The sequence below is a fragment of the Rhodococcus yunnanensis NBRC 103083 genome (genome assembly GCF_001895005.1).
GTDB lineage: Bacteria > Actinomycetota > Actinomycetes > Mycobacteriales > Mycobacteriaceae > Rhodococcoides > Rhodococcoides yunnanense.
Genome location: NZ_BCXH01000005.1, coordinates 241,894 through 261,302 on the forward strand (window position 1 = coordinate 241,894; position 19,409 = coordinate 261,302).

The 19,409-nt window shown below is 64.3% G+C and carries 20 protein-coding genes; 14 read left to right on the top strand and 6 right to left on the bottom strand.

Going from position 1 to position 19,409, the window contains the following annotated elements; genetic code table 11:
- From RY1_RS11210 to RY1_RS11225, 4 genes are read left to right on the top strand one after another with little or no spacing between them, the layout of a single operon-like run.
- Complete coding sequence (locus tag RY1_RS11210; protein WP_072803618.1) at window positions 1-1,002, top strand: ABC transporter permease; 1,002 nt, start codon at window positions 1-3, stop codon at window positions 1,000-1,002.
- The gene (locus RY1_RS11215; protein ID WP_072803619.1) at window positions 999-1,877 is read left to right on the top strand and encodes an ABC transporter permease; all 879 of its coding nucleotides are present in this window, start codon (window positions 999-1,001) and stop codon (window positions 1,875-1,877) included. Before RY1_RS11210 ends, RY1_RS11215 begins: the two co-directional genes overlap by 4 nt.
- Entirely contained in the window at window positions 1,870-3,486 is a 1,617-nt protein-coding gene (locus RY1_RS11220; RefSeq protein ID WP_072803620.1) for a dipeptide ABC transporter ATP-binding protein, read from the top strand. The genes RY1_RS11215 and RY1_RS11220 overlap by 8 nt, the downstream gene beginning before the upstream one ends.
- Before the next feature lie 25 nt (window positions 3,487-3,511).
- A complete protein-coding gene (locus RY1_RS11225; RefSeq protein ID WP_072803621.1) occupies window positions 3,512-4,819 on the top strand; it encodes an acyl-CoA dehydrogenase family protein in 1,308 nt (435 codons plus the stop codon).
- On the opposite strand, the gene RY1_RS11230 is transcribed toward RY1_RS11225, so the two are convergent.
- Window positions 4,786-5,703, bottom strand: a complete 918-nt coding sequence (locus RY1_RS11230) for a LysR family transcriptional regulator (protein WP_072803622.1) — start codon at window positions 5,701-5,703, stop codon at window positions 4,786-4,788. The two genes, RY1_RS11225 and RY1_RS11230, sit on opposite strands and share 34 nt — an antisense overlap.
- Window positions 5,704-5,731: 28 nt before the next feature.
- Complete coding sequence (locus tag RY1_RS11235; RefSeq protein WP_072803623.1) at window positions 5,732-6,946, bottom strand: acyl-CoA dehydrogenase family protein; 1,215 nt, start codon at window positions 6,944-6,946, stop codon at window positions 5,732-5,734.
- 369 nt (window positions 6,947-7,315) lie between these two features.
- On the opposite strand from RY1_RS11235, the gene RY1_RS11240 reads away from it, so the two are divergent.
- The 5 genes from RY1_RS11240 to RY1_RS11260 are packed head-to-tail and all read left to right on the top strand — an operon-like array spanning window position 7,316 to window position 12,113.
- On the top strand, window positions 7,316-7,960 hold the full coding sequence (locus RY1_RS11240) for an ABC transporter permease (protein ID WP_072803624.1): 645 nt from the start codon (window positions 7,316-7,318) through the stop codon (window positions 7,958-7,960).
- Window positions 7,957-9,156: an ABC transporter ATP-binding protein gene (locus RY1_RS11245; protein ID WP_072803625.1), complete on the top strand. Its 1,200-nt coding sequence runs from the start codon at window positions 7,957-7,959 to the stop codon at window positions 9,154-9,156. The genes RY1_RS11240 and RY1_RS11245 overlap by 4 nt, the downstream gene beginning before the upstream one ends.
- Entirely contained in the window at window positions 9,153-9,890 is a 738-nt protein-coding gene (locus tag RY1_RS11250; protein WP_072803626.1) for an ABC transporter permease, read from the top strand. Before RY1_RS11245 ends, RY1_RS11250 begins: the two co-directional genes overlap by 4 nt.
- The gene (locus RY1_RS11255) at window positions 9,887-10,858 is read left to right on the top strand and encodes a glycine betaine ABC transporter substrate-binding protein (RefSeq protein WP_072803627.1); all 972 of its coding nucleotides are present in this window, start codon (window positions 9,887-9,889) and stop codon (window positions 10,856-10,858) included. The genes RY1_RS11250 and RY1_RS11255 overlap by 4 nt, the downstream gene beginning before the upstream one ends.
- A 49-nt stretch (window positions 10,859-10,907) precedes the next feature.
- Window positions 10,908-12,113 carry a trans-sulfuration enzyme family protein gene (locus tag RY1_RS11260; RefSeq protein ID WP_072803628.1) on the top strand — a complete coding sequence of 402 codons (1,206 nt, stop codon included), beginning with the start codon at window positions 10,908-10,910 and terminating at the stop codon, window positions 12,111-12,113.
- Between the two features lie 20 nt (window positions 12,114-12,133).
- On the opposite strand, the gene RY1_RS11265 is transcribed toward RY1_RS11260, so the two are convergent.
- Complete coding sequence (locus RY1_RS11265; protein ID WP_072803764.1) at window positions 12,134-12,478, bottom strand: PNPOx family protein; 345 nt, start codon at window positions 12,476-12,478, stop codon at window positions 12,134-12,136.
- 254 nt (window positions 12,479-12,732) lie between these two features.
- On the bottom strand, window positions 12,733-13,353 hold the full coding sequence (locus RY1_RS29950) for a hypothetical protein (RefSeq protein WP_156376388.1): 621 nt from the start codon (window positions 13,351-13,353) through the stop codon (window positions 12,733-12,735).
- Window positions 13,354-13,539: 186 nt separating this feature from the next.
- Between RY1_RS29950 and RY1_RS11275 the strand changes: the two genes are divergently transcribed.
- Together RY1_RS11275 and RY1_RS11280 are read left to right on the top strand one after the other, a co-directional pair.
- On the top strand, window positions 13,540-14,460 hold the full coding sequence (locus tag RY1_RS11275) for a hypothetical protein (RefSeq protein ID WP_139279808.1): 921 nt from the start codon (window positions 13,540-13,542) through the stop codon (window positions 14,458-14,460).
- Between the two features lie 123 nt (window positions 14,461-14,583).
- Entirely contained in the window at window positions 14,584-14,985 is a 402-nt protein-coding gene (locus RY1_RS11280; RefSeq protein ID WP_072803630.1) for a hypothetical protein, read from the top strand.
- A gap of 6 nt (window positions 14,986-14,991) precedes the next feature.
- Here the strand turns inward: RY1_RS11280 and RY1_RS11285 are convergent, their stop codons facing one another.
- A complete protein-coding gene (locus RY1_RS11285) occupies window positions 14,992-16,221 on the bottom strand; it encodes an alpha-hydroxy acid oxidase (RefSeq protein ID WP_072803631.1) in 1,230 nt (409 codons plus the stop codon).
- Between the two features lie 132 nt (window positions 16,222-16,353).
- On the opposite strand from RY1_RS11285, the gene RY1_RS11290 reads away from it, so the two are divergent.
- Together RY1_RS11290 and RY1_RS11295 are read left to right on the top strand one after the other, a co-directional pair.
- Window positions 16,354-17,061 carry a FadR/GntR family transcriptional regulator gene (locus RY1_RS11290; protein WP_072803632.1) on the top strand — a complete coding sequence of 236 codons (708 nt, stop codon included), beginning with the start codon at window positions 16,354-16,356 and terminating at the stop codon, window positions 17,059-17,061.
- A gap of 343 nt (window positions 17,062-17,404) precedes the next feature.
- Window positions 17,405-18,295, top strand: a complete 891-nt coding sequence (locus RY1_RS11295; protein ID WP_072803633.1) for a glycosyltransferase — start codon at window positions 17,405-17,407, stop codon at window positions 18,293-18,295.
- Between the two features lie 13 nt (window positions 18,296-18,308).
- Here RY1_RS11295 and RY1_RS11300 read toward each other — a convergent pair whose 3' ends face one another.
- Window positions 18,309-18,872 carry a hypothetical protein gene (locus RY1_RS11300; protein WP_072803634.1) on the bottom strand — a complete coding sequence of 188 codons (564 nt, stop codon included), beginning with the start codon at window positions 18,870-18,872 and terminating at the stop codon, window positions 18,309-18,311.
- Window positions 18,873-19,105: 233 nt separating this feature from the next.
- Between RY1_RS11300 and RY1_RS11305 the strand changes: the two genes are divergently transcribed.
- Window positions 19,106-19,408, top strand: a complete 303-nt coding sequence (locus tag RY1_RS11305; RefSeq protein WP_072803635.1) for a hypothetical protein — start codon at window positions 19,106-19,108, stop codon at window positions 19,406-19,408.
- Window position 19,409: the final 1 nt, after the last annotated feature.

Consider the following 19,409-nt stretch of genomic DNA (forward strand, 5'->3'; position numbering starts at 1 on the left):
ATGGCTGCACCGATCGATTCCTACCGAAAGTACTCGCTGGTGCGGGTCGGGCACGGGCTGATCGTGCTTGCCCTGTCCTATCTGACGGTGTTCCTGCTCCTCTTCGTGCTGCCGGGTGATCCGATCAGCGCCAGGCTCAACGACCCCGATTCGAGCTATTCGCCCGAGCAGATCGATCAGTTGCTCGCCTACTACGGGATGGATCAGCCCCTGACGGTGCAGTTGTGGCGGGCCGTGTCTCGGCTGTTCCAGGGCGATCTCGGATACTCGTTGACCACGGTGGAGCCGGTCGGTGAGAGGATACTGCAGGCATTGCCGTCGACGATTCAGCTGTCGGTGATCACGCTCGTGTTCTCGGTGCTCATCGCGTTGGTGCTGACCGTGATCGCCACGGTCGCACCGGCGTTGCCGGTACGCCGGTTCGCGGCGTCGGTTCCCGCGGGTCTGCTGTCGGTGCCGACGTTCGTGTTCGGTCTGCTGGTGCTCCAGGTGTTCTCCTACAATCTCGGTCTGTTCAGCACCCTGAAGACCGACGGATGGGTCGGCGCACTTCCCGCCGCAGCGGTACTGGCGCTCCCCATTTCGGCGCCGTTCGCGAGGGTACTGATCGAGAATGCGCGTGAAGTGCAGACCGAACCGTTCGTCACGTTCGCCAAATCCAAGGGTATGAGTACGCCGCGACTGCTGTTCGCGCACATCGCGCGTCCGTCGTCACTGCCGGGAGTCACCATGCTCGGTCTCGCCGCAGCCGAACTGATCACGGGCTCGGTCATCGTCGAGGCGATCTTCAACAGGCACGGAATCGGTTCGGTCATCGAATCCGCAGTGTCGAGCCAGGATTCACCGGTGCTACTGGGCGTCATTCTCCTCGCCGCCGGAGTGGTCGTCGTGGTCAACCTCGGCGTCGACCTGCTCTATCCACTGCTCGACCCGCGACTCAAGGGTGCACCGACCGAAGCCGCGGCGACCGTCACCCCGACCAGTGTGGAGGCACTTCGATGACACTCACTGCCGAGAAGCCGGACGCGGCGGTCACCCCGCCTCGCCGGTCGAGGGATTGGTCGGGACTGCGAAGACATCTGTCCCCGTTGACGATCCTGTCCTCGATCGTCGTCGCGATCATCCTGATCGCCGCGATCGTCCCGGGACTGCTCCGCACGCACGATCCGTTCCAGGAACACTCGAACGAGGTGCTGCTCGCGCCGTCGGGTACGTACTTCCTCGGTACCGACTACCTCGGACGCGACATCTACTCGCGGCTCATCGAAGGCACGGGAATGTCGGTGGTCAGTGCACTGCTGGCCGTCGTGATCGGTCTCGTGGTGGGTTCGGCGATCGGTCTGATCGCCGGTTACTACGCAGGCGGCCCCGTGGAGAGTGTGTTGATGAGGTTGGTGGACACCCTCATCGCGATCCCGGCGCTGCTGTTGTCGATGGCCATCGTCGTAGCACTGGGGTTCTCGACGATCAATGCCGCTATCGCAGTGGGTGTCTCGTCGGTGGCGACGTTCGCTCGACTGATGCGATCGGAAGTCCTTCGTATCCGATCACTCCCGTATCTCGAAGCCGCCGAACTGGTCGGCGCACGAGGGCGTGCGTCGATTCTGTCCCACGTGCTGCCCAACGCTCGCTCCAGTGTGCTCGCGCTGTCGGTGCTGCAGTTCGGTGCGGCCATTCTGGCGATCGCGTCACTGGCATTCCTCGGCTACGGTGATTCACCGCCCTCGCCCGAATGGGGAGTGCAGGTGGCCGAGGGAAAGAACTACGTGTTCTCCGCCCCGTGGATGGTCGCAGTTCCGTCGATCGCGATCGTCCTGACGGTACTTGCCTTCAATCGTCTTTCCGTCGTCGTGAAGGAGTTGACCAACGATGAGTGAGATCGTGCTGGATGTGGACGGACTGACGGTGGGATACCGGACCCGCGGGAAGGTCCATCGCACGGTACACGAGGTGTCGTTCGCCGTGCCGAAGGGCGGCGCGGTGGCGCTCGTCGGTGAATCGGGCTCGGGGAAGTCGACACTGGCCAATGTGGTGCTGCGGCTCGCTGCGCCGAATGCCGTCATCGAGGCGGGTGAGGTGACCTACAACGGTGAGTCGCTGTCGACGGCGTCCACTGCACGGCTGCGGGCGTTGCGCGGAAACGACATCGCCTATGTCCCGCAGGATCCGGCGAACTCGCTCAACCCGGTGCGTACGATCGAGAGCCAGTTGCTCGAAACGCTCGCGGTGACCGGATCCGCGCATGACGGCAGTGCGACCGTCGTCGAACTGCTGACCGAGGTGGGGATTCCGCGTCCCGCCGAGGTCGCGACGAGGTACCCGCACCAACTCTCGGGCGGTATGTTGCAGCGTGTTCTCATCGCATCGGCCATCGCAGCGCGGCCGACGCTGCTGATCGCCGACGAGCCGACGTCCGCGCTCGATGTCACCGTGCAGCGCCGTGTACTCGACCTGCTCGATCATCTGCGCGGCGAGCTCGGCTCCTCGTTGTTGTTGATCACTCACGACCTCGCGCTCGCCAAGGAGCGCTGCGATGATCTGGTGGTCCTCGAGGCGGGCAGAGTTCAGGAGACCGGCAGTGCCGCAGTGGTGTTCGAGAATCCGACGAGCGACTACACGCGCAGCCTGCTGGCCGATGTACCTGCTCTCAACGCGGACAAGTTCGGCAAACTGACCGCAGCTCCGGTGCAGCAATCCGGCAGTGCGGTTCGCATCGTCGATGTGAGCAAGAGGTTCGCGCGCGGGGGTGTACTGGCGCTCGACGGTGTGAATCTGAACGTCGGCCGCGGAACGACCCACGCGATCGTCGGCGAATCCGGTTCCGGTAAAACGACGCTCGCGCGCTTGATCCTCGGGCTCGATCATCCGACATCGGGTGAGGTGTTCATCGACGGAGCGCAGCTCGATCATTCGAAGCCGGAGTCCCTACATGATGCGCGACGACGGCTGCAGCTGGTCTATCAGAATCCCTTCGTCTCACTCGATCCCACGTACACCGCGGCGCAGTCGGTGGCCGAGCCGCTGCTGCGGTACCGAATAGGCACCAGGGCCTCGCGCGCTGCGAAGGCCAGGGAACTGCTCACACTCGTCGGGCTTCCGGCAGCCGCGCACGATTCTCTACCCAAACGACTCAGCGGCGGACAGCGCCAGCGCGTCGCGATCGCTCGGGCGCTCGCACTCGAACCCGAGGTCCTTGTGCTCGACGAACCCACCAGCGCGCTGGATGTCACGGTCCAGGCGCAGATTCTCGAGCTGCTCGTGGCCCTGCAACACGAGCTCGGGTCGACCTATCTGCTCATCTCGCACGATCTCGGCGTCGTGCGGCAGATCGCCGACGACATCACGGTGCTGCGTCACGGCATCGTCGTCGAATCCGGTTCGGCGCGAGATGTGTTCGCCGCACCGACCCAGGATTACACGCGTGACCTGATCGAATCGGTACCCGGGTGGGCCGAGTCCGGCGCACGCGACACCGTCCCAGCGTGACCACTTCTACCGGTAAGGACTACTCATGACCACATCGACAGCTCTACACATCGAGACGGCATTGACCGATGCTCAGTTGCTGGAACGCTTTCGGTCGACATTCGACCGTATCGCCGAGGGCGCGCTCGACCGCGAGACCGTACGCCGTGTTCCGATCGAGGAGGCGCGATGGCTCGGTGAACTCGGTTTCGGTGCGCTGCGCGTACCCCGTGAGCTCGGTGGCTTCGGGGTGTCGTTGCGGCAGCTCTTCGGCTTGTTCGTCGAACTGGGGGCGGCTGAATCGAATCTCGTGCAGGCACTTCGAGTCCATTTCCGGTTCACCGAGGACCGATTGCGCGAGCGGGACACCGAACGCGGACAGCTGTGGCTGCAGCGAATCGCCGAGGGCGCCATCGTCGGCAACGCGAGCAGTGAGCGCGAAGGCAACATCCGCGGGCGCACCAACACGACGCTGCGCGCCGACGGGGATACGTTCCTGCTCAACGGAACCAAGTACTACAGCACCGGTGGACTGTATGCCGACTACGTCTCCGTCGCCGTGGTCACCGACGAGGGCGAGCGCGTCACCGCCGTCGTCCGCAGCGACGCGCCCGGCGTCCAATTGCTCGACGACTACACCGGATTCGGGCAGCGGACCAGCGGCAGCGGCACGACGGTCCTCACCGATGTCGTCGTATCGCCCGAGGACATCATCAGGCAGGAACAGGTACTCGCAGGGCAGCTGGCGGGGCTGCAGCTGACGCATCTGGCGACCATCGCAGGCATCGTACGGGCCGCGGTCGACGAGACGGCGGGCTTCGTCCGGCGTCGGCGCCGCTCCTACAGTCAGGCCAGCGCCGACCTGCCCCGTGAGGATCCGCAGGTACAGCAGGTCATCGGGCGGGTCGACGCCGTCGCGCACGCGTTGAAGCAGATCGTGCTCGGTGCTGCGGACGAACTGGACTCCGCTGTCGACGCGCGCTACGCGCTGCGTGTCGCCGAACCTGCCGCACGCACCGAGGACGCCGAGGCGGCGGTGCGTGAGGCGGAGCTGACGGCCGAGCTGGGCTCCTACCGTGCGCAGTCATCGGTCATCGACCTCGCGCTGCGAGCGACGGCGGAGATCTTCGAGGTCGGTGGAGCGTCGGCACTCGACGAGAGCCTGCACCTGGATCGGCACTGGCGAAACGTGCGGACCCTGTCCTCGCACAACCCCGTCATCTACCGAGAGAGGGCCATCGGGGACTTCGTACTCAACGGGACCGAGCCCGTCAACGTGCCGTCGGTGGGGGAGGCGCCCGGTCTGGCGGAGGTATCGGATCAGGATGCGGTGGTGGCCGCGGCCACGCGCTGATGCGCGATGTCCCGCAGTGTCTGCACGACGACGGACACTGCGGGATTCTCGAGCGCACCCTCGCGATGCACCACGTCGATGGTGCGGCTGCCGACATCGAAGCCGTCGACGATCATCGATTCGAGGGTCGGCGGCACCGACATTCGAGGCACGAGTGCCACCGCACCTCCGATAGCGGCGAGCTGGCACATGTTCGGCGCCCCGACCACCCGATGTTCGATCTTGGGCGTGAACCCGTGCCGCTCGCCGAGCAGCGTGAGTGCCTCGGCGAGCCCGGTGTCCTGTGGCCCGGTGATCCACGCCTCGTCGGCCAACGACCGAAGGCCTACCGTCCGAACACGAAGTGCGACAGCAGCCGGTGCCAGCAGCACGAGGGGGTCACGCAGCAGCGCGTGGCTGTGCAGGCCGCTCAACGGATCGGCGGCGCGGAAGTCGAGTCGAGAGGTGAGCGCGACATCGGTGTCACCGTGCCGAAGCGACCGAAGCGAGACCGGCGTCGGCGCCTGAACGACACGGACGGTCAGCTCGGGTTTGTCTCGTCGGAGTCGATGCAACAGCGGAGCGGCGAGACCGGGTATGGACGTCTCGAATCCGGAGAGCGCGATGCGCCCGCCGTTGCGATCCCGTGTCCTGGCGACCGCGCTCGTCGCCTCGTCGACGACACGGAGAATCTCGCGCGCGTGCGAGACGAGGGTCTCGCCGCTCTCGGTGAGGCGTAGATTACGGCCGTCGCGCCGGAACAGCACCGCGGACACCTCGTCCTCCAACACTCGAAGTTGAGAGGACACCGCAGAACTGGTGATGTTGCGTCGCTCGGCGACGGCGGTGACCGTGCCGAGCTCGGCCAGATCGCGCAGCAACATCAACCGCCGAAAGTTCAGCATCGGAGTTCTGTCCTGCGGCGCAGTCGCATCAGAAGAAGCCCACCGACGGCAACGCGGTGTCGTTGACGACGAAGTCCCCCACGGCACGGGCCTTGTAGACGGTCGGGTTGTGGGAGAACAAGGTCCGAAGGTTCCGCCAATGCCGGTCGAGGTGTGCGCTCTGCCGAGTCGCCGAAGCACCACCGACGGCGAACAGATCGGTTGCCGAGTTCAGCGCCAAACCCTCCACCGAGATCTTCGCCTTGGCGGCTGCGAGGGCAGCGTCGTGCTCGAGCTTCTCATCGGGCTGCCCCGACGACAGCGCTGCGTCGGTGGCGAGGTCCTGCGCCTGCGCGGCGGTGAGAACGACGGCCTCCACGGCGTACGCCGCCGCCGACAGCGCCCCGATGATCTGGAGCAACTGAGGATCGTGCCGCGGTTCCTCGGCACTCGCGAAGGTGTACGACCTCGCCCTGCCTCGAACCAGGTCCGACGCGTCCGTCACGATCGAGCGAAGGATTCCTGCCGCGACTGCATGCAGCAGAAGCTGCGGGAACGCCTGACGGGGGCGGACGGTGTGCTCGGACCACTGGAACGGCAGGAGCTCGGACTTCTCCACCCGGACGTTGTCGAAACGCGTCGTCCCACTTCCGGTGTGCCGCTGGCCGATGCCGTCCCAATCGTCGACGTGTACGACGCCTTCCCGGTGGGCCGGTACCACTGCCGAGATCTGCTTGCCGTCGGCGTCGTTCGCGGAGACTCGGATGTAGTCGGAGAACAAACTGCCGGTGCTGTAGAACTTGGTGCCGTTCAGACGGAAACCGTCGCCGTCGGGAAGCAATGTCGAATCGTAGGTGTAGACACCGACAGCGCGTGAGGTCAGCTCGCTGCTCGCACCCCCGATGAGCAGTCCTTCCCGTACCTTGTCGAGCCAGAATCGACCCGATTCTCGATCGGGGGTCCGCCGACGTTCCTCGACGAAGCCCAGATGAATGCGGATGATGTGGGGGACATCCGGATCTGCTTCGGCGAGCCGGATCAGCAGGGTGAAGAGCTCGTGCAGCGAATACCCGGCGCCCCCTTCGTCGACCGGCAGCCGCACTGCGCCGAGGCGATGTGTGCGGATGAGCTCTATCGCCGCGAGCGGCGGCGCGTCCTCACCCTCGCGGCGCCGCTTGGCGTCCGCAGCTATGTCGTCGATGATCGACTGGAGTTCTTCCGAGTCGAGAGCCGGTGGGGCGATGCGCTCGATGGCCGTCGTCATGGTGTCGTGTCCTGTCCTCGTTGGGCTTCGAAGAATTTTCGCGCATCGACTTCAGCGGAGGAATGGATGAGATCAGCGTGAGTCGAACGCGCAGCGCAGTAACACCCGAGTTCCGGACGGGGAACTGGCACCACAATCTATTTACTCGAGCTGATTTGAATTCTTGACAAGCGACGTCGGACATCCTGCGAATTTCAAGTAGGTGCTGGTAGACGGCCCGGGCCGCGAATTCGGTCCGTGTGCGCACGCTCGGGCATTTCCCTGAAATCCGGCGTAATTGCCGCTGTGCCGGTATCGTCGCCACCTGACACACGGGGGTGTCACCGGGAACCGTTGTGTCTTCTAAAGCATGCCGCAAGAAGGAGTTTCGTGAATCTCTGGAATTACCTTCAGGGGCGAGGTGAGTTTCTCTCGTTTCTGACCTATCAGCATGCATCCCTTGCATTTCAGACGGTCCTCGTGGGATCTCTCGTCGCCGTAGCCATTGCCATCGCGGTGCATCGCCTTCCGCTGTTCTCGGCCCTGACGTTGACGACCAGCCGAGTCGCACTGACCATCCCGTCACTTGCGCTGCTGGCGTTGCTCATCGTCCCGTTCGGACTCGGCGTGGTGCCGTCGTTCATCATGCTCGCGTTCTTCGCGGCGATGCCGGTGATCGGCAATGCCATCGTCGGCCTCCGCGGTGTGCCGGACACGGTGATCGAGTCGGCGAAAGGAATCGGGCTCTCGCGCACCCGCATCCTGTTCTCCGTATCGCTACCGATGGCCTGGCCGGTGATCCTCACCGGAATTCGGGTGTCGACGCAGATGGTCGTCGGAGTCGCCGCCATCGTCGCCTACGTGCTCGGCCCCGGACTCGGCTCGCTGATCTTCAACGGACTGTCCCGCCTCGGCGGCACCAATTCCGTCGAAATGGCCTTCACCGGAACAATTCTCATCGTCGTCATCGCGCTGGTGTTCGACGCTCTGCTCGTCCTACTCGGGCGCCTCACCATCTCGAAGGGATTGTCATGACCGACACCGAACGCACCGTCACCGGTGCATCGATTCGGCTCGACGGCGTCGTCAAGCAGTACCGCGGGCAGACCGAGCCCGCCGTACGGAAGATCGACCTCGAGATCGAAGCCGGGCACATCGTCGCCTTCGTCGGGCCGTCCGGGTGCGGTAAGACGACGACGCTGAAGATGATCAACCGGCTCATCGAACCGACCGAGGGCCGTCTGTTCATCGGTGACCGCGACGTCACCGGTGAGGACCCGGACAAGCTCCGGCAGTCCATCGGATACGTGATCCAGGCAGGCGGACTGTTCCCGCACTGGTCGGTGTCGAAGAACATCGGCGCCATCCCGCGCGTTCTCGGCTGGGACTCCAAGCGGATCGCCGAGCGCACCGAATATCTGCTCGACCTCGTCGGACTCGACGCGAACACCTTCCGTGATCGGCTCCCCAAGGACATGTCCGGTGGACAGCAGCAGCGCGTGGGCGTCGCCCGTGCACTGGCCGCGGATCCGCCGGTGCTCCTGATGGACGAGCCGTTCAGTGCCGTCGATCCGATCACCCGAGTCCGCTTGCAGGACAGTCTGATCGCGATCCAGCACGAGGTCGCGAAGACCATCGTGATCGTCACCCACGACTTCGAGGAAGCGACCAAACTCGGCGACAAGGTGTTGATCCTGTCCGAGGGCGGCAAGATCGAACAGTACGCGACGCCCGAGGAGATTCTGGCCAGGCCCGCGACCCCGTTCGTGGAGGAGTTCATCGGCTCCGGCGCCACGCTCGCGCATCTGACGCTGTCGAGAGTCAAAGACGTAGAACACGATTCGGTCGTCACCGCACGCGTCGGCGAATCCTCCCAGGAAGTGATCGGGCGGGCCTCTGCTGCCGGGGTCACCTGGATCGTCGTCGTCGACGACGACGGACGCCCACAGTCGTGGCCGTCCCTCGACGAGGTGGCCACCAAGGACCGAGTTTCCGGGTACGTGGACACGCGACTGCCCACCGTCGCACCGTCGTCGACACTCAACGACGCTCTCGACAGCATGCTCGCCGCGAGCCAGGGCGGTGTCCTCGTCACCGACGGCCGCGGCGCGGTCACCGGGTCGCTCACCATCGCCACTGTCATGGCGGTCATTCGCAGTCAGTTGTCCGACGCGCGTGCAGGCGACGGGCACGTCTCCTACTCCGCGCACACCGAGGATCGACAAGCATGAATCGACTACGGCGAACACCGATCGACGTATGGTTCGAGCCGCTGCTGATCGTGATCCTCGGCGTCGGCTACATCCTGTGGTACCAGTCGACGACGCTCACTCCGACGGAGGAGGCGTCACTCGGCTGGGCGAACCTGCAGGTCACCATCCTCGATCACATCAAACTGACCTTGACCGCGACCGTCATCGTGGTCGTCATCGCCATTCCGCTCGGCATCCTGCTCACCCGGGACAAGGCCAGGCCGTACAAGCCGTTCGTGATCAACTTCGCCAACGTCGGTCAGGCCGCCCCTGCCGTCGGTCTCATCGTGCTGCTGACCATGTGGCTGGGCACCGGATTCCGCACTGCCGTGGTCGGACTCGTCGTCTACGCGATCCTGCCGATCCTGCAGAACACCATCATCGGTATCGACCAGGTCGACAAACGCACCATCGAAGCAGCACGCGGTATCGGATTCTCCGGACTGCGGACGCTCGCGCAGGTCGAGTTGCCCCTCGCCGTGCCGGTCATTCTCAACGGTGTACGCACGGCGCTGGTGATCCTGGTCGGCACCGCGACGCTCAGTACCTTCATCGGCGCAACGAGTCTCGGCACACTCATCACCACGGGCGTGACGCTGTTCCTGCCGAAACTACTCATCTCCGGTGCCATCCTCGTCGGGTTGTTGGCACTGATCATCGATTGGCTCGGACGACTCGTCGAGCTCGTCGCAACCCCGCGAGGAGTGGCATGATTCGGCGTCTCGGACTTGCCGGAGTGGCCCTGCTCGCCACTGCGCTGACAGGTTGCGGATTGGTCAGCTCGGCAGGCACTTTCGAGAACACGACGCTCACGGACGGCGCCACTCCGCTCGACGGATCATCGCTGGTGGTGACGTCGAAGAGTTTCACCGAAGGTGTCCTCCTCGGCAAGATCACCGCAACGTATCTCGCCGCCGCAGGCGCGAACGTCACCGATCTGACAGGTGCACCCGGGTCGGCGTCGTCACGTCAAGCGCAACTCAACGGCGACGCCGACATACTGTGGGAATACACCGGCACCGGCTGGGTCAACTATCACAACGAGACCGAGACGATCGCCGATCCCGGTGAGCTCTGGCAACGTGTCCACGACGTCGAGAAGCAGGATTACGATCTCGAATGGCTGCCGCCGGCCAACTTCAACGACACCTACGCGTTCGCGGCATCCGCCGGAACGGCCGAGAAGCTGGGCGTGACAACGCTGTCCGACGTCGCGAAACTCCCCGTCGCCGACCGAACCTTCTGCGTGGACGATGAATTCTTCAGCCGTGCAGATGGATTCGTGCCGATGCTCGAGACGTACGGCATCCCGCTCAACGGGGCGGACGGCGTACCGTCGGGCAACGTCACACGCATGGACGCCGGTGTCGTCTACACCTCCACCGCGCAGAGCGCGCCGTGCAACTTCGGCATGGTCTACACCACCGACGGTCGAGTCAAGAACCTGAATCTCACCGTGCTCGACGACGACCGGAAGTTCTTCCTGCCCTACAGCGGCACCGCCGTGGTCCGCGGCGCGGTCCTCGAACAGCACCCGGAGATCGCCGACCTGATGGCCGTCATCTCCGAGCGCCTCACCGACGACCTCATGCAGGAACTCAACGGTCGGGTCGACATCGACGGCGAGGACCCCTCCGACGTCGCTTACCAGTGGCTCCAGAGCGAGGGTTTGGTGAACTGATCGAGCGTCGCGCAGGTGTTCCCGGCGTGCGTCTTCTACCCTTGACGAGGTGACGACCCGACCCGACAAGCACGACCCCAGCACACTGTCTTTCCTCACTCAGGCGGTGCACGCGGGCAACAGCATCGATCCCGGATCCGGTGCGATCAGAACCCCGTTGGTTCTGGCCAACTCCTACGCGTTGCCGGAGGATCCGTCCGGGCTCGACTGGTCGGGCACCGAGGTCCCGCTGTACACGCGAAACTCGGGAGCGAATCAGCTTGCATTGCAGCAGAAGCTGGCGGTGCTCGAGCACGGCGAGGACGCTGTCGTGTTGGCTTCCGGCGTGGCTGCGCTTCACTCGGTGTTCTTCACCTTCCTGAACTCCGGCGACCATGTCGTCGTTGCGGACGTCACGTACGAGGCGACGTGGCGTCTGTTCACCGAACTGCTGCCGTCGAAGTACGGCATCGAGGCCACGTTCGTCGACGCCTCCGACCCGGAGAACATCCGTGCTGCACTACGTCCCGACACGAAGCTGGTGCACGTGGAGGTCGTGGCGAACCCCACCACGAAGGTCACCGATATTCGCGCCGTGGCCGACGTCGCGCACGAGGCGGGGGCGCTGGTCACCGTCGACTCCACATTCACCCCGCCGCCACTGTTTCGGCCGTTGGACCATGGCGCCGATCTGGTGATCCATTCGCTCACCAAGTACATCAACGGGCACGGGGATGCGATGGGCGGAGCTGTTGTCGGTTCACGCGAGCTGATAGCCCGCATCAAGTCCGACGCCATGGTCGACGTCGGCGGAATCATCTCGCCGTTCAACGCCTGGCTCATCACCCGAGGCTCGATCACGCTGCCGCTGCGGCTCGCACGGCATCTCGACACCGCGCAGCGCGTCGCCGAATTCCTCGACGGTCACCCGAGAGTGACCTACGTGGCCTATCCGGGATTGCCGTCGCATCCACAGCATGCGTTGGCGACGAGGCAGTTCGAGGGCCGGGGCTTCGGGGCGATGATGGCGTTCGGCGTCGACGGCGACTCCGACACACACAATCGATTCGTCTCGAACCTGCGAGTCATCACCTCCGCGGTGTCGCTGGGGCACGACGAATCGCTGATAGTCCACGTCGGGACCGACGGGCCGCGGGTTCGCCAGTACCCCGAGGAGTTCCGGCGGTGGGGACACCTGCGATTCTCCATCGGCCTCGAGGACCCGGACGATCTGGTTGCCGACCTCGATGCTGCCCTGACGGCGACGTTCGGCTGAGCACAATTCGCGGGTAAGTGTCAGCCGGCGGGATCGAGCTGCACGCTGACGTGGACGCTGCCGCCCTTCCGGTGCGCGACCGCGTGCCCGGGGCGATCGACGCCGTCGAGGCGAATCGAGATCGGACCGCCGTCGGGGTAGAAATTACGCCACCAACCCTTCCGATCGGGTACGGCGACACCGATGGTCACCTGGTCGCCTCGTCGCTTGTATCCGACGGGAATGCTGAACGTGCGACCCGATTTCCTTCCCACGTACGTGATGTCCGTAATGGCCTTGGACAGCAATCGGCCGACGACGGGTGCGCTGATCAGCGGGCGCATGACGACATTCGCCACGCCTGCAAGCTGCTGGAAAGTGTTCACGGGCTCGATTGTCGCACCGGTCACAACCGTCCGGTAGCCCCTGCCAGGGCGATCGCAGCGGCAACGAGTACCAGCAGTCCGATAACGGCTGTCAGCTGTAGTGGGCCCGCAGCGCCGGGCGGGCGAGGAGAACGATCCCGTATTTTCACTGGTTCATGGTGCGGTATCGGCCATAGGGTTGGCAAGCGGAACGGAAACAAGTTATTCGGTCGATATCGAATGAAAACCCTACTACCGGTTGGCCTTGGGGTTCCTCAGCCCGCGCTTCCGGTCGACGGGAGTACCTCGGGGCTGAGTTGAAGTCCCGGTGGAGCACACGAGATCTGCCCGCACAGTAGATCGAACGGCTGCGCCCTGAGGTTGGGAACAGCGTCGGGATTGACGAAGATCAAGCCGTCGGGCGAGGTGCAGGACACCGTTCCACAATTGGTCCCCAGCGGAAAACCGCGCGAATCGATGGGACTCGGGGGCGGAAGGACCGGATCGGCCGGCACGATCGGTGCGCCGCACTCGACGCATGTTCCCGGCGCGTCGATTTCCGGCGCCGGGAGTGGTGCGGCCGAGAGGTTCTCGGCAGGGAGTGTCGTCGATTCAACGGAGGCAATGACACTCGGTGGCACCAACGCAGGTGACGGCGGCATCGTCGATGTGCCGGACGGAGGCGTCGTCGTGCTGCCGGGCGTCGTCGAATCCTGTGCCGTGGATTCCTGTGCCGTGGATTCCTGTGCCGCAGAGGTCGGTACCGAGATGTCCTCGGCGCTCGCGGAGCAGCCGACGAGCACTATCAGCACGGATCCCGCGACCAGCAGCACAGCGGCAGCCCGACGCCACCGACGCGGCAGGCGCGTGATGGAACGATCCGAACGTTGCGGCATGGGCCCTCCGTGACACCCGTTGTGGTGTGCGTGGTTGTCGTGTGTCTGCTGAGTTATCTGTTCGTGACACTAGTTCATTACCGATCCGAACTTTTACGCACTGAATTTTTCCAATCGCACCCATCCGGTGCAGGCGTGGAGTTCAATCATCAGTCGTCTCAGAAGCCGGCGGGATGGGGGACCTGCATGAACGGACCGGAGGTGGGCGAGGACGGTGGCGGGCCGCCGCCCGCCGGTGCATTCGGAGATTCCAACGTCCTCAGCACGTATCGCAGTCTCCGAATCGGCATGGTGATCCTGGTTCTGATGCTGTTCGTGTCGATATTCATCCAGGCCGGATCATCCGGGTGGTGCTTGCAGTCGTCGATCAGCGCCTACTACTTCACGGATGTGCACGCGGTGTTCATCGCGGTTCTGTGCGCAGCGGGCGCCCTCCTCATCGTCTACAAGGGAAGTACCGACACCGAGAACGTGCTGTACGACTTCGCGGGAATCTGGGCATTCGTCGTAGCAATGGTTCCCACCGGCTGGCCCACCAACCTCGAACCCGACGGAGTGCAGCGGGCCAGAGGCGTCTGCGGTGGTCCGGGTCTGCCCTTGGTCTACAACGCGGGCCAGGCGATAGGCAACAACGTGTCGGTCGTCTTCGTCGGAGTGCTGCTCGTGCTCTTGATGTCGGTGCTGCTCGCTCCAGGGAGATATGGGAGCACATGGACGTTTCTCGGCACCATCGCGCGCGTCGTCGGAGGCGTGTTCACCGTGGCGCTTGCCGCGCAGTTCGTGTTCGCGTCCTCATGGTTCGAACGTCACGGCCACGATTGGGCTGCGGCAGCGATGTTCGGATACATCATTCTCGCGGTGTGGGTCAACGCATTTCATGCGAAGGTCGATCCAGGGACGTCGAGCCGGTACGTGGCGGCATACCGAGCAGTCGGCGTCGCCATGCTGGTCACGTTGATCGCAGTGTTCGTTCTGTCCGTGACGGTCCGATGGACGTTGTACGTGCTGGTCGCCGAATTCGCACTGCTGATCGAGTTCGCGTTGTTCTGGGTGGTGCAGACCGTGGAGTTGTGGAACATGCCCTACCGAAATCCCAGCTCCCGCTAGGACCCAGCATTTCTCGCGTGGCCACCCCCCCGGTGCCGACGCGGTGGACCCATCGGCGGTCTGTGCACCCTTTGTCTGGTTGGTCCGTCTTGTTACAGGTGTTGTTCGTGGCAAGATCAGGCGATGACGGTGATTCGAGTGGCATGGCTGGTGCTGGCACTGGCAACCGGTGTCCTCGGTTCTTTCGTCGCAGCCTGGCCGCTCTACCAGATCACCGATTGCGAACTCGGCCTGTCGCTACCGGTGTCCGAGTGCTCCAAGCCGATAGGTGAGCATTTCGGCAGTGCGGCGATGGTGGTACTCGCTGTGCCGGTGGTGTTGTGTCTGCTTCCCGCCGCGCGTCCTGTACCTGTGGTTGCGTGGTCGGTCGCGGGACTGATGTTCGCCTCGTCGGTGGTGAGTCTGTGGACTGCGTTCACGTCGTCGTCGCCGACACTTCTGTCGCTACTGGGAAACCCTCCCTGTGCCGTGTTGGCCCTGGTGCTCGCCGCACTCGGGTCGGCGTACCAGCGAGCGGCGGCGTAACCGCACTCAGCGAGGAGCCAACCGCGTCAACTGCGTGACGTGTCGAGGCTCCAGCTCTTCGAGGGAATTGACACCGAGCAGACGCATGGTGCGCGCGACCTGCCCGCTGACGATCTCGATCATCCGATCGACGCCGTCCTCGCCGCCCGCCATCAGGCCGTAGAGGTACGCGCGTCCGAGCAACGTGAACCGCGCTCCCAACGCTACCGCGGCGACGACGTCGGCGCCCGACATGATGCCGGTGTCGAGGTGGATCTCGTACTCGCTGCCGACCTCGCGGACGACCTCTGGCAGCAGGTGGAATGGAATGGGCGCTCGATCGAGCTGCCTACCACCATGATTCGACAAGACGATGCCGTCGACGCCTATCTCGGCCACCTTCTTGGCGTCGTCGACGCTCTGGATGCCCTTGACGACCACCTTGCCGGGCCACTGGTCGCGGATCCAACGAAGGTCGGCGAAGTCGACGGTCGGGTCGAACATCGAATCGAGCAACTCACCGACGGTCCCGGACCATCGGTCGAGCGACGCGAACGACAGCGGCTCCGTGGTCAGGAAGTCGTACCACCACCACGGCCGTGGCAGCGCGTTGGCGATGGTGCTCAGGGTCAGCTGCGGGGGAATGGAGAAGCCGTTTCGCTTGTCGCGCAAGCGCGCTCCGGCGACCGGAACGTCGACCGTGACGAGCAGTGTGTCGAACCCGGCCGCGGCCGCCCGCTCGACCAGCGCCATCGAACGATCGCGATCCTTCCACATGTACAGCTGGAACCAGTTACGGCCCAACGGGTTCGCGGCCTTGACGTCCTCGATGGACGTCGTGCCCATCGTCGACAGCGAGAACGGAATGCCGTGCCTGGCTGCAGCGTGTGCGCCTGCGATCTCGCCCTCGGTGTGCATCATGCGGGTGAAGCCGGTCGGGGCGATTCCGAACGGCTGCGCGACGGGTGCGCCGAGGACGTCCCATCCGGTCGACACCTTCGACACGTCACGCAGGATCGACGGCGAGAACTCGATGTCCTCGAATGCCTGACGTGCGCGGCCGAGGGAGATCTCGGCTTCCGCGGCGCCTTCGGTGTAGTCGAAGGGGGCCTTCGGGGTGCGCCGTTGCGCGATGCGGCGCAGGTCGTAGACCGTCTGCGCCTTCGCGAGGCGGTTCTTCTTGAAGTCCAGGCTCGGCTTCTTGAACTGCATGAGGGGCGCGAGGTCGCGGACCTTGGGGATCTGGCGTTTCGTCATCGAAAGAACGTCCTCGTGGTGGATTCCGAACGGGCTCCGTGGACACCCGGCCTCTGTGGTCTGACCACACTAACCTGTGGTGTGAGTCTCCCGCAAGACCGGTCACGCGCACCGGTTGCATAGGCTCATGGCATGCCACCGACTGCCGAGCCCCGCGCCTGGGAAATCGTTCTCGGGCATTTGGAGAAGCTGCTCGTATCGGGAGAAGTGGCTCCCGGCCAGCGGCTACCCGGCGAACGTGCCCTTGCTGCCGAGCTGAACGTCGGGCGGTCATCGGTGCGCGAAGCCCTCCGCGTGCTCGAAGCCCTCGGGCTGCTGTCCTCGAAAACAGGATCGGGTCCGACGTCGGGAGCCATGATCGTCTCCCGCCCGACCGGCGGCATGTCGATGCTGATGCGACTGCAGGTCGCGGCCAAGAACTTTCCCGTCTCCGACATCGTGCAGACCCGGTTGCTGCTCGAAAGCCAGGTCATGGAGGCGCTCGCGACACGAACACCGACACCGGATCTGTCGGACGCGGAAGAGCTTCTCGACGCCATGGACGCACCGAGTCTCGATGCTCCCGAATTTCTGGTTCTGGACGCGCAATTCCACGTGGCGCTCGCCGACGCGGCAGGCAACAACGTCATTGCCGCGATGATGACCGGACTGCGTGAGTCGATCGAAAGTTATGTTCTCGCAGGCGCGCCGATTCACACCTGGGACTCGACATGCAGTCGATTACGGCATGAACATCGGGGCATCGTCGACGCCATTGAATCGGGAGAGCCCGCTCTCGCGCAGGAGCGTATCGCCGCGCACATCCGCGGCTACTACGCAGAAAGCATGGGCGCGCACTGATTTCGCATCATCCAGGGGCCGGTGACGCCGAATTACCACCGGCATTTCGGGTGATCGAATTGTTTTCGGTTCGTCGAGCGTTCGAAAACGTGGGTATTACTCGTATTTGTAGTTCTCACGTGAAGTAATTCGAATGCCGGGTCGTTGAATTGTTTATCTCGGTTTGACAACGATCTGTTTCCGGTGTGTCATTCCTGTGAATAGAAAAGGGTCGGGACGTACGGCCGCCGAGCATCGGAGCCTGTTCGGCTCACGCGAAGGCGGCATGCAAGTCCCGCGGTCGGAATCGGCAAACTTCGTCGGGGAGTGTTGCAGTGATACAGCAAGATTCGAGCGAGAGACAATGACACACGACGTGAGCGTGGATGTGGTCGTCGTGTGTTCGGACGCCGATCCGAGTCTCCTCCGACAGTGCATCGACTCGGTGCGTGCGTCCTACGCCGCGTCCGACGTCGAGGGTTCGATCGTCCTGGTGGACAACGTCGGTTCCGGGGTCACCGTGGACGCGACCGATGCGTCGGGCGTGCTGGTGCTGCGGACGGATTCCGTTGTCGGATTCGGATCCGCCGTCAACCTTGCGGTCGCCGAGTCGACGTCGGACTCGATCCTGGTACTCGATCCGGGCGCGACGCTCGCGCCCGACGGGCTCGCTCGGTTTCTGGATGCGGCGGACCACCACCGCAACTCGTTGATCGGCGGATGGCTGCAGCGAGACGGCGACGTGCAGTCCGACGCGTACATGCAGTGGGATTTCTCGATGTCCCGCTCGCGGCGGCGTGCTCGGTTCGCACGCTCGCTCGCCGAGGTCGACGAAGATGTCGTCGTCGTCGAAAAGGTGTGTGGTAGTGCGCTGTTCGCAGACCGTAAGCTGCTCGGTGAGCTCGGCCCGTTCGACCTCAGGTTCCGTCACGACGAGGACGCGGACCTGTCTCGTCGAGCGGCCGCCAAGGGTGTGGTTCTGCTCGTGGCACGACGAGCGGAAATCGAACACGTCTGCGCGCAGCGTGATCACGGGCGGGAGCTGGAGCGCGCACGCGCCGACGCCGCCATCCGTCTGACGTCGTACCACTGCAGCAGATCGACCAGCTATGCCCAGCGAATCGAACTCGCCGCCGTGACGTTCCTCGGAGTGTTCGCAGGCGCCGCGCCGGCTCCCCGACGTGCCCGCTTGGCACGTCTCGGCCAAGTGTGGCGCTGGGGATTCAGGCGCGACGCGCCGCCGTTCGTTCCCTGAGTGCAGCTACCGATCAGCCGGCGGGTGCGGGCGCAGGCGCCTGCTGCGGCGCGTCCTGCTGCTGATTGATCGAGAATCCGCACGTGTTCTGGGCGTACTGATCGACGCGTGTACTGGCATCGATCGCAGCCTGCGCGGTATCGGCGTCGATCGAGGTGGTCGACTGCTCGTTGAACGCCTCGTACGACGGCGCATCCGCGGCACTGCTGGTCGCTGCGGAGCTCGCGTCCCTGAGCTTGGTCAGGTCCGAGGAGATCTCCTCGTCGGCGGATGCGATCGCGGGGTCGTAGTGCTCGGCCAGGCCGGTGGAATACCCGACCAGCGCAGCCTGCAGTGCAGGCCAATCGGCGGGGTCAGCGCTGGCGAGAGTGTTCATCGAGGACATCTCGAAGTCCGAGATGTCCTGAAGTCCAGCACACACCTCGGTGGTGCCCTCTCCTGTGGCCCCTGCGTCGGCACTGCTCGCTGCGGCACTGTCGTCGGCGGACGCGTCGGACGCATCGTCGGACCCGCAGCCGACCAACCCCACAGTCAACGCTGCAGCGATACACAGGACCGGGCGGGACGTGAATTTCATACGGGTACTACTCCAAACTTTTCGGCGACGATTCGCCTCAACACTCACAGTTCGGGTGACCCGATGTCGAGCCGGGTCCCCGATCTTGGAAGATTTCACTGGAAACTATCAGGATCTTTCACCATCGCTCGAGTGCGTCGACGGTGGCGTTCGGGCTGTCGACCAGCGGCTGAACGGATACCGCCGCGGCATCGGCATTTGAATTGTTCGGGAATCGAACATATGATCGAACAGTGAATGTCCGTGGATCGAGTAGTGGAGGCGATCCTCGCCGACGGCCGTTCAAGGTCCTCACGCCGTCGGTCAAGGTGTTGGTGGATCTCGCCGTTCTCTATCCGCAGCCGCCCCACCACGCCGGGAAGTACACGGCGGAGGGGTTCGACGTGCGCAAGGTCGTTCCAGGTGACCTGACCGAATGGTCCATGACCGTCGACGGTGACTGGATCGGACGGGTCACCTACGAGCTGATGTCCAAGGATCGCAGTGAGACGGTGACGCACTGGGTGCCGAGCAGGGTCCTCAAACCCCTGCGTTGAC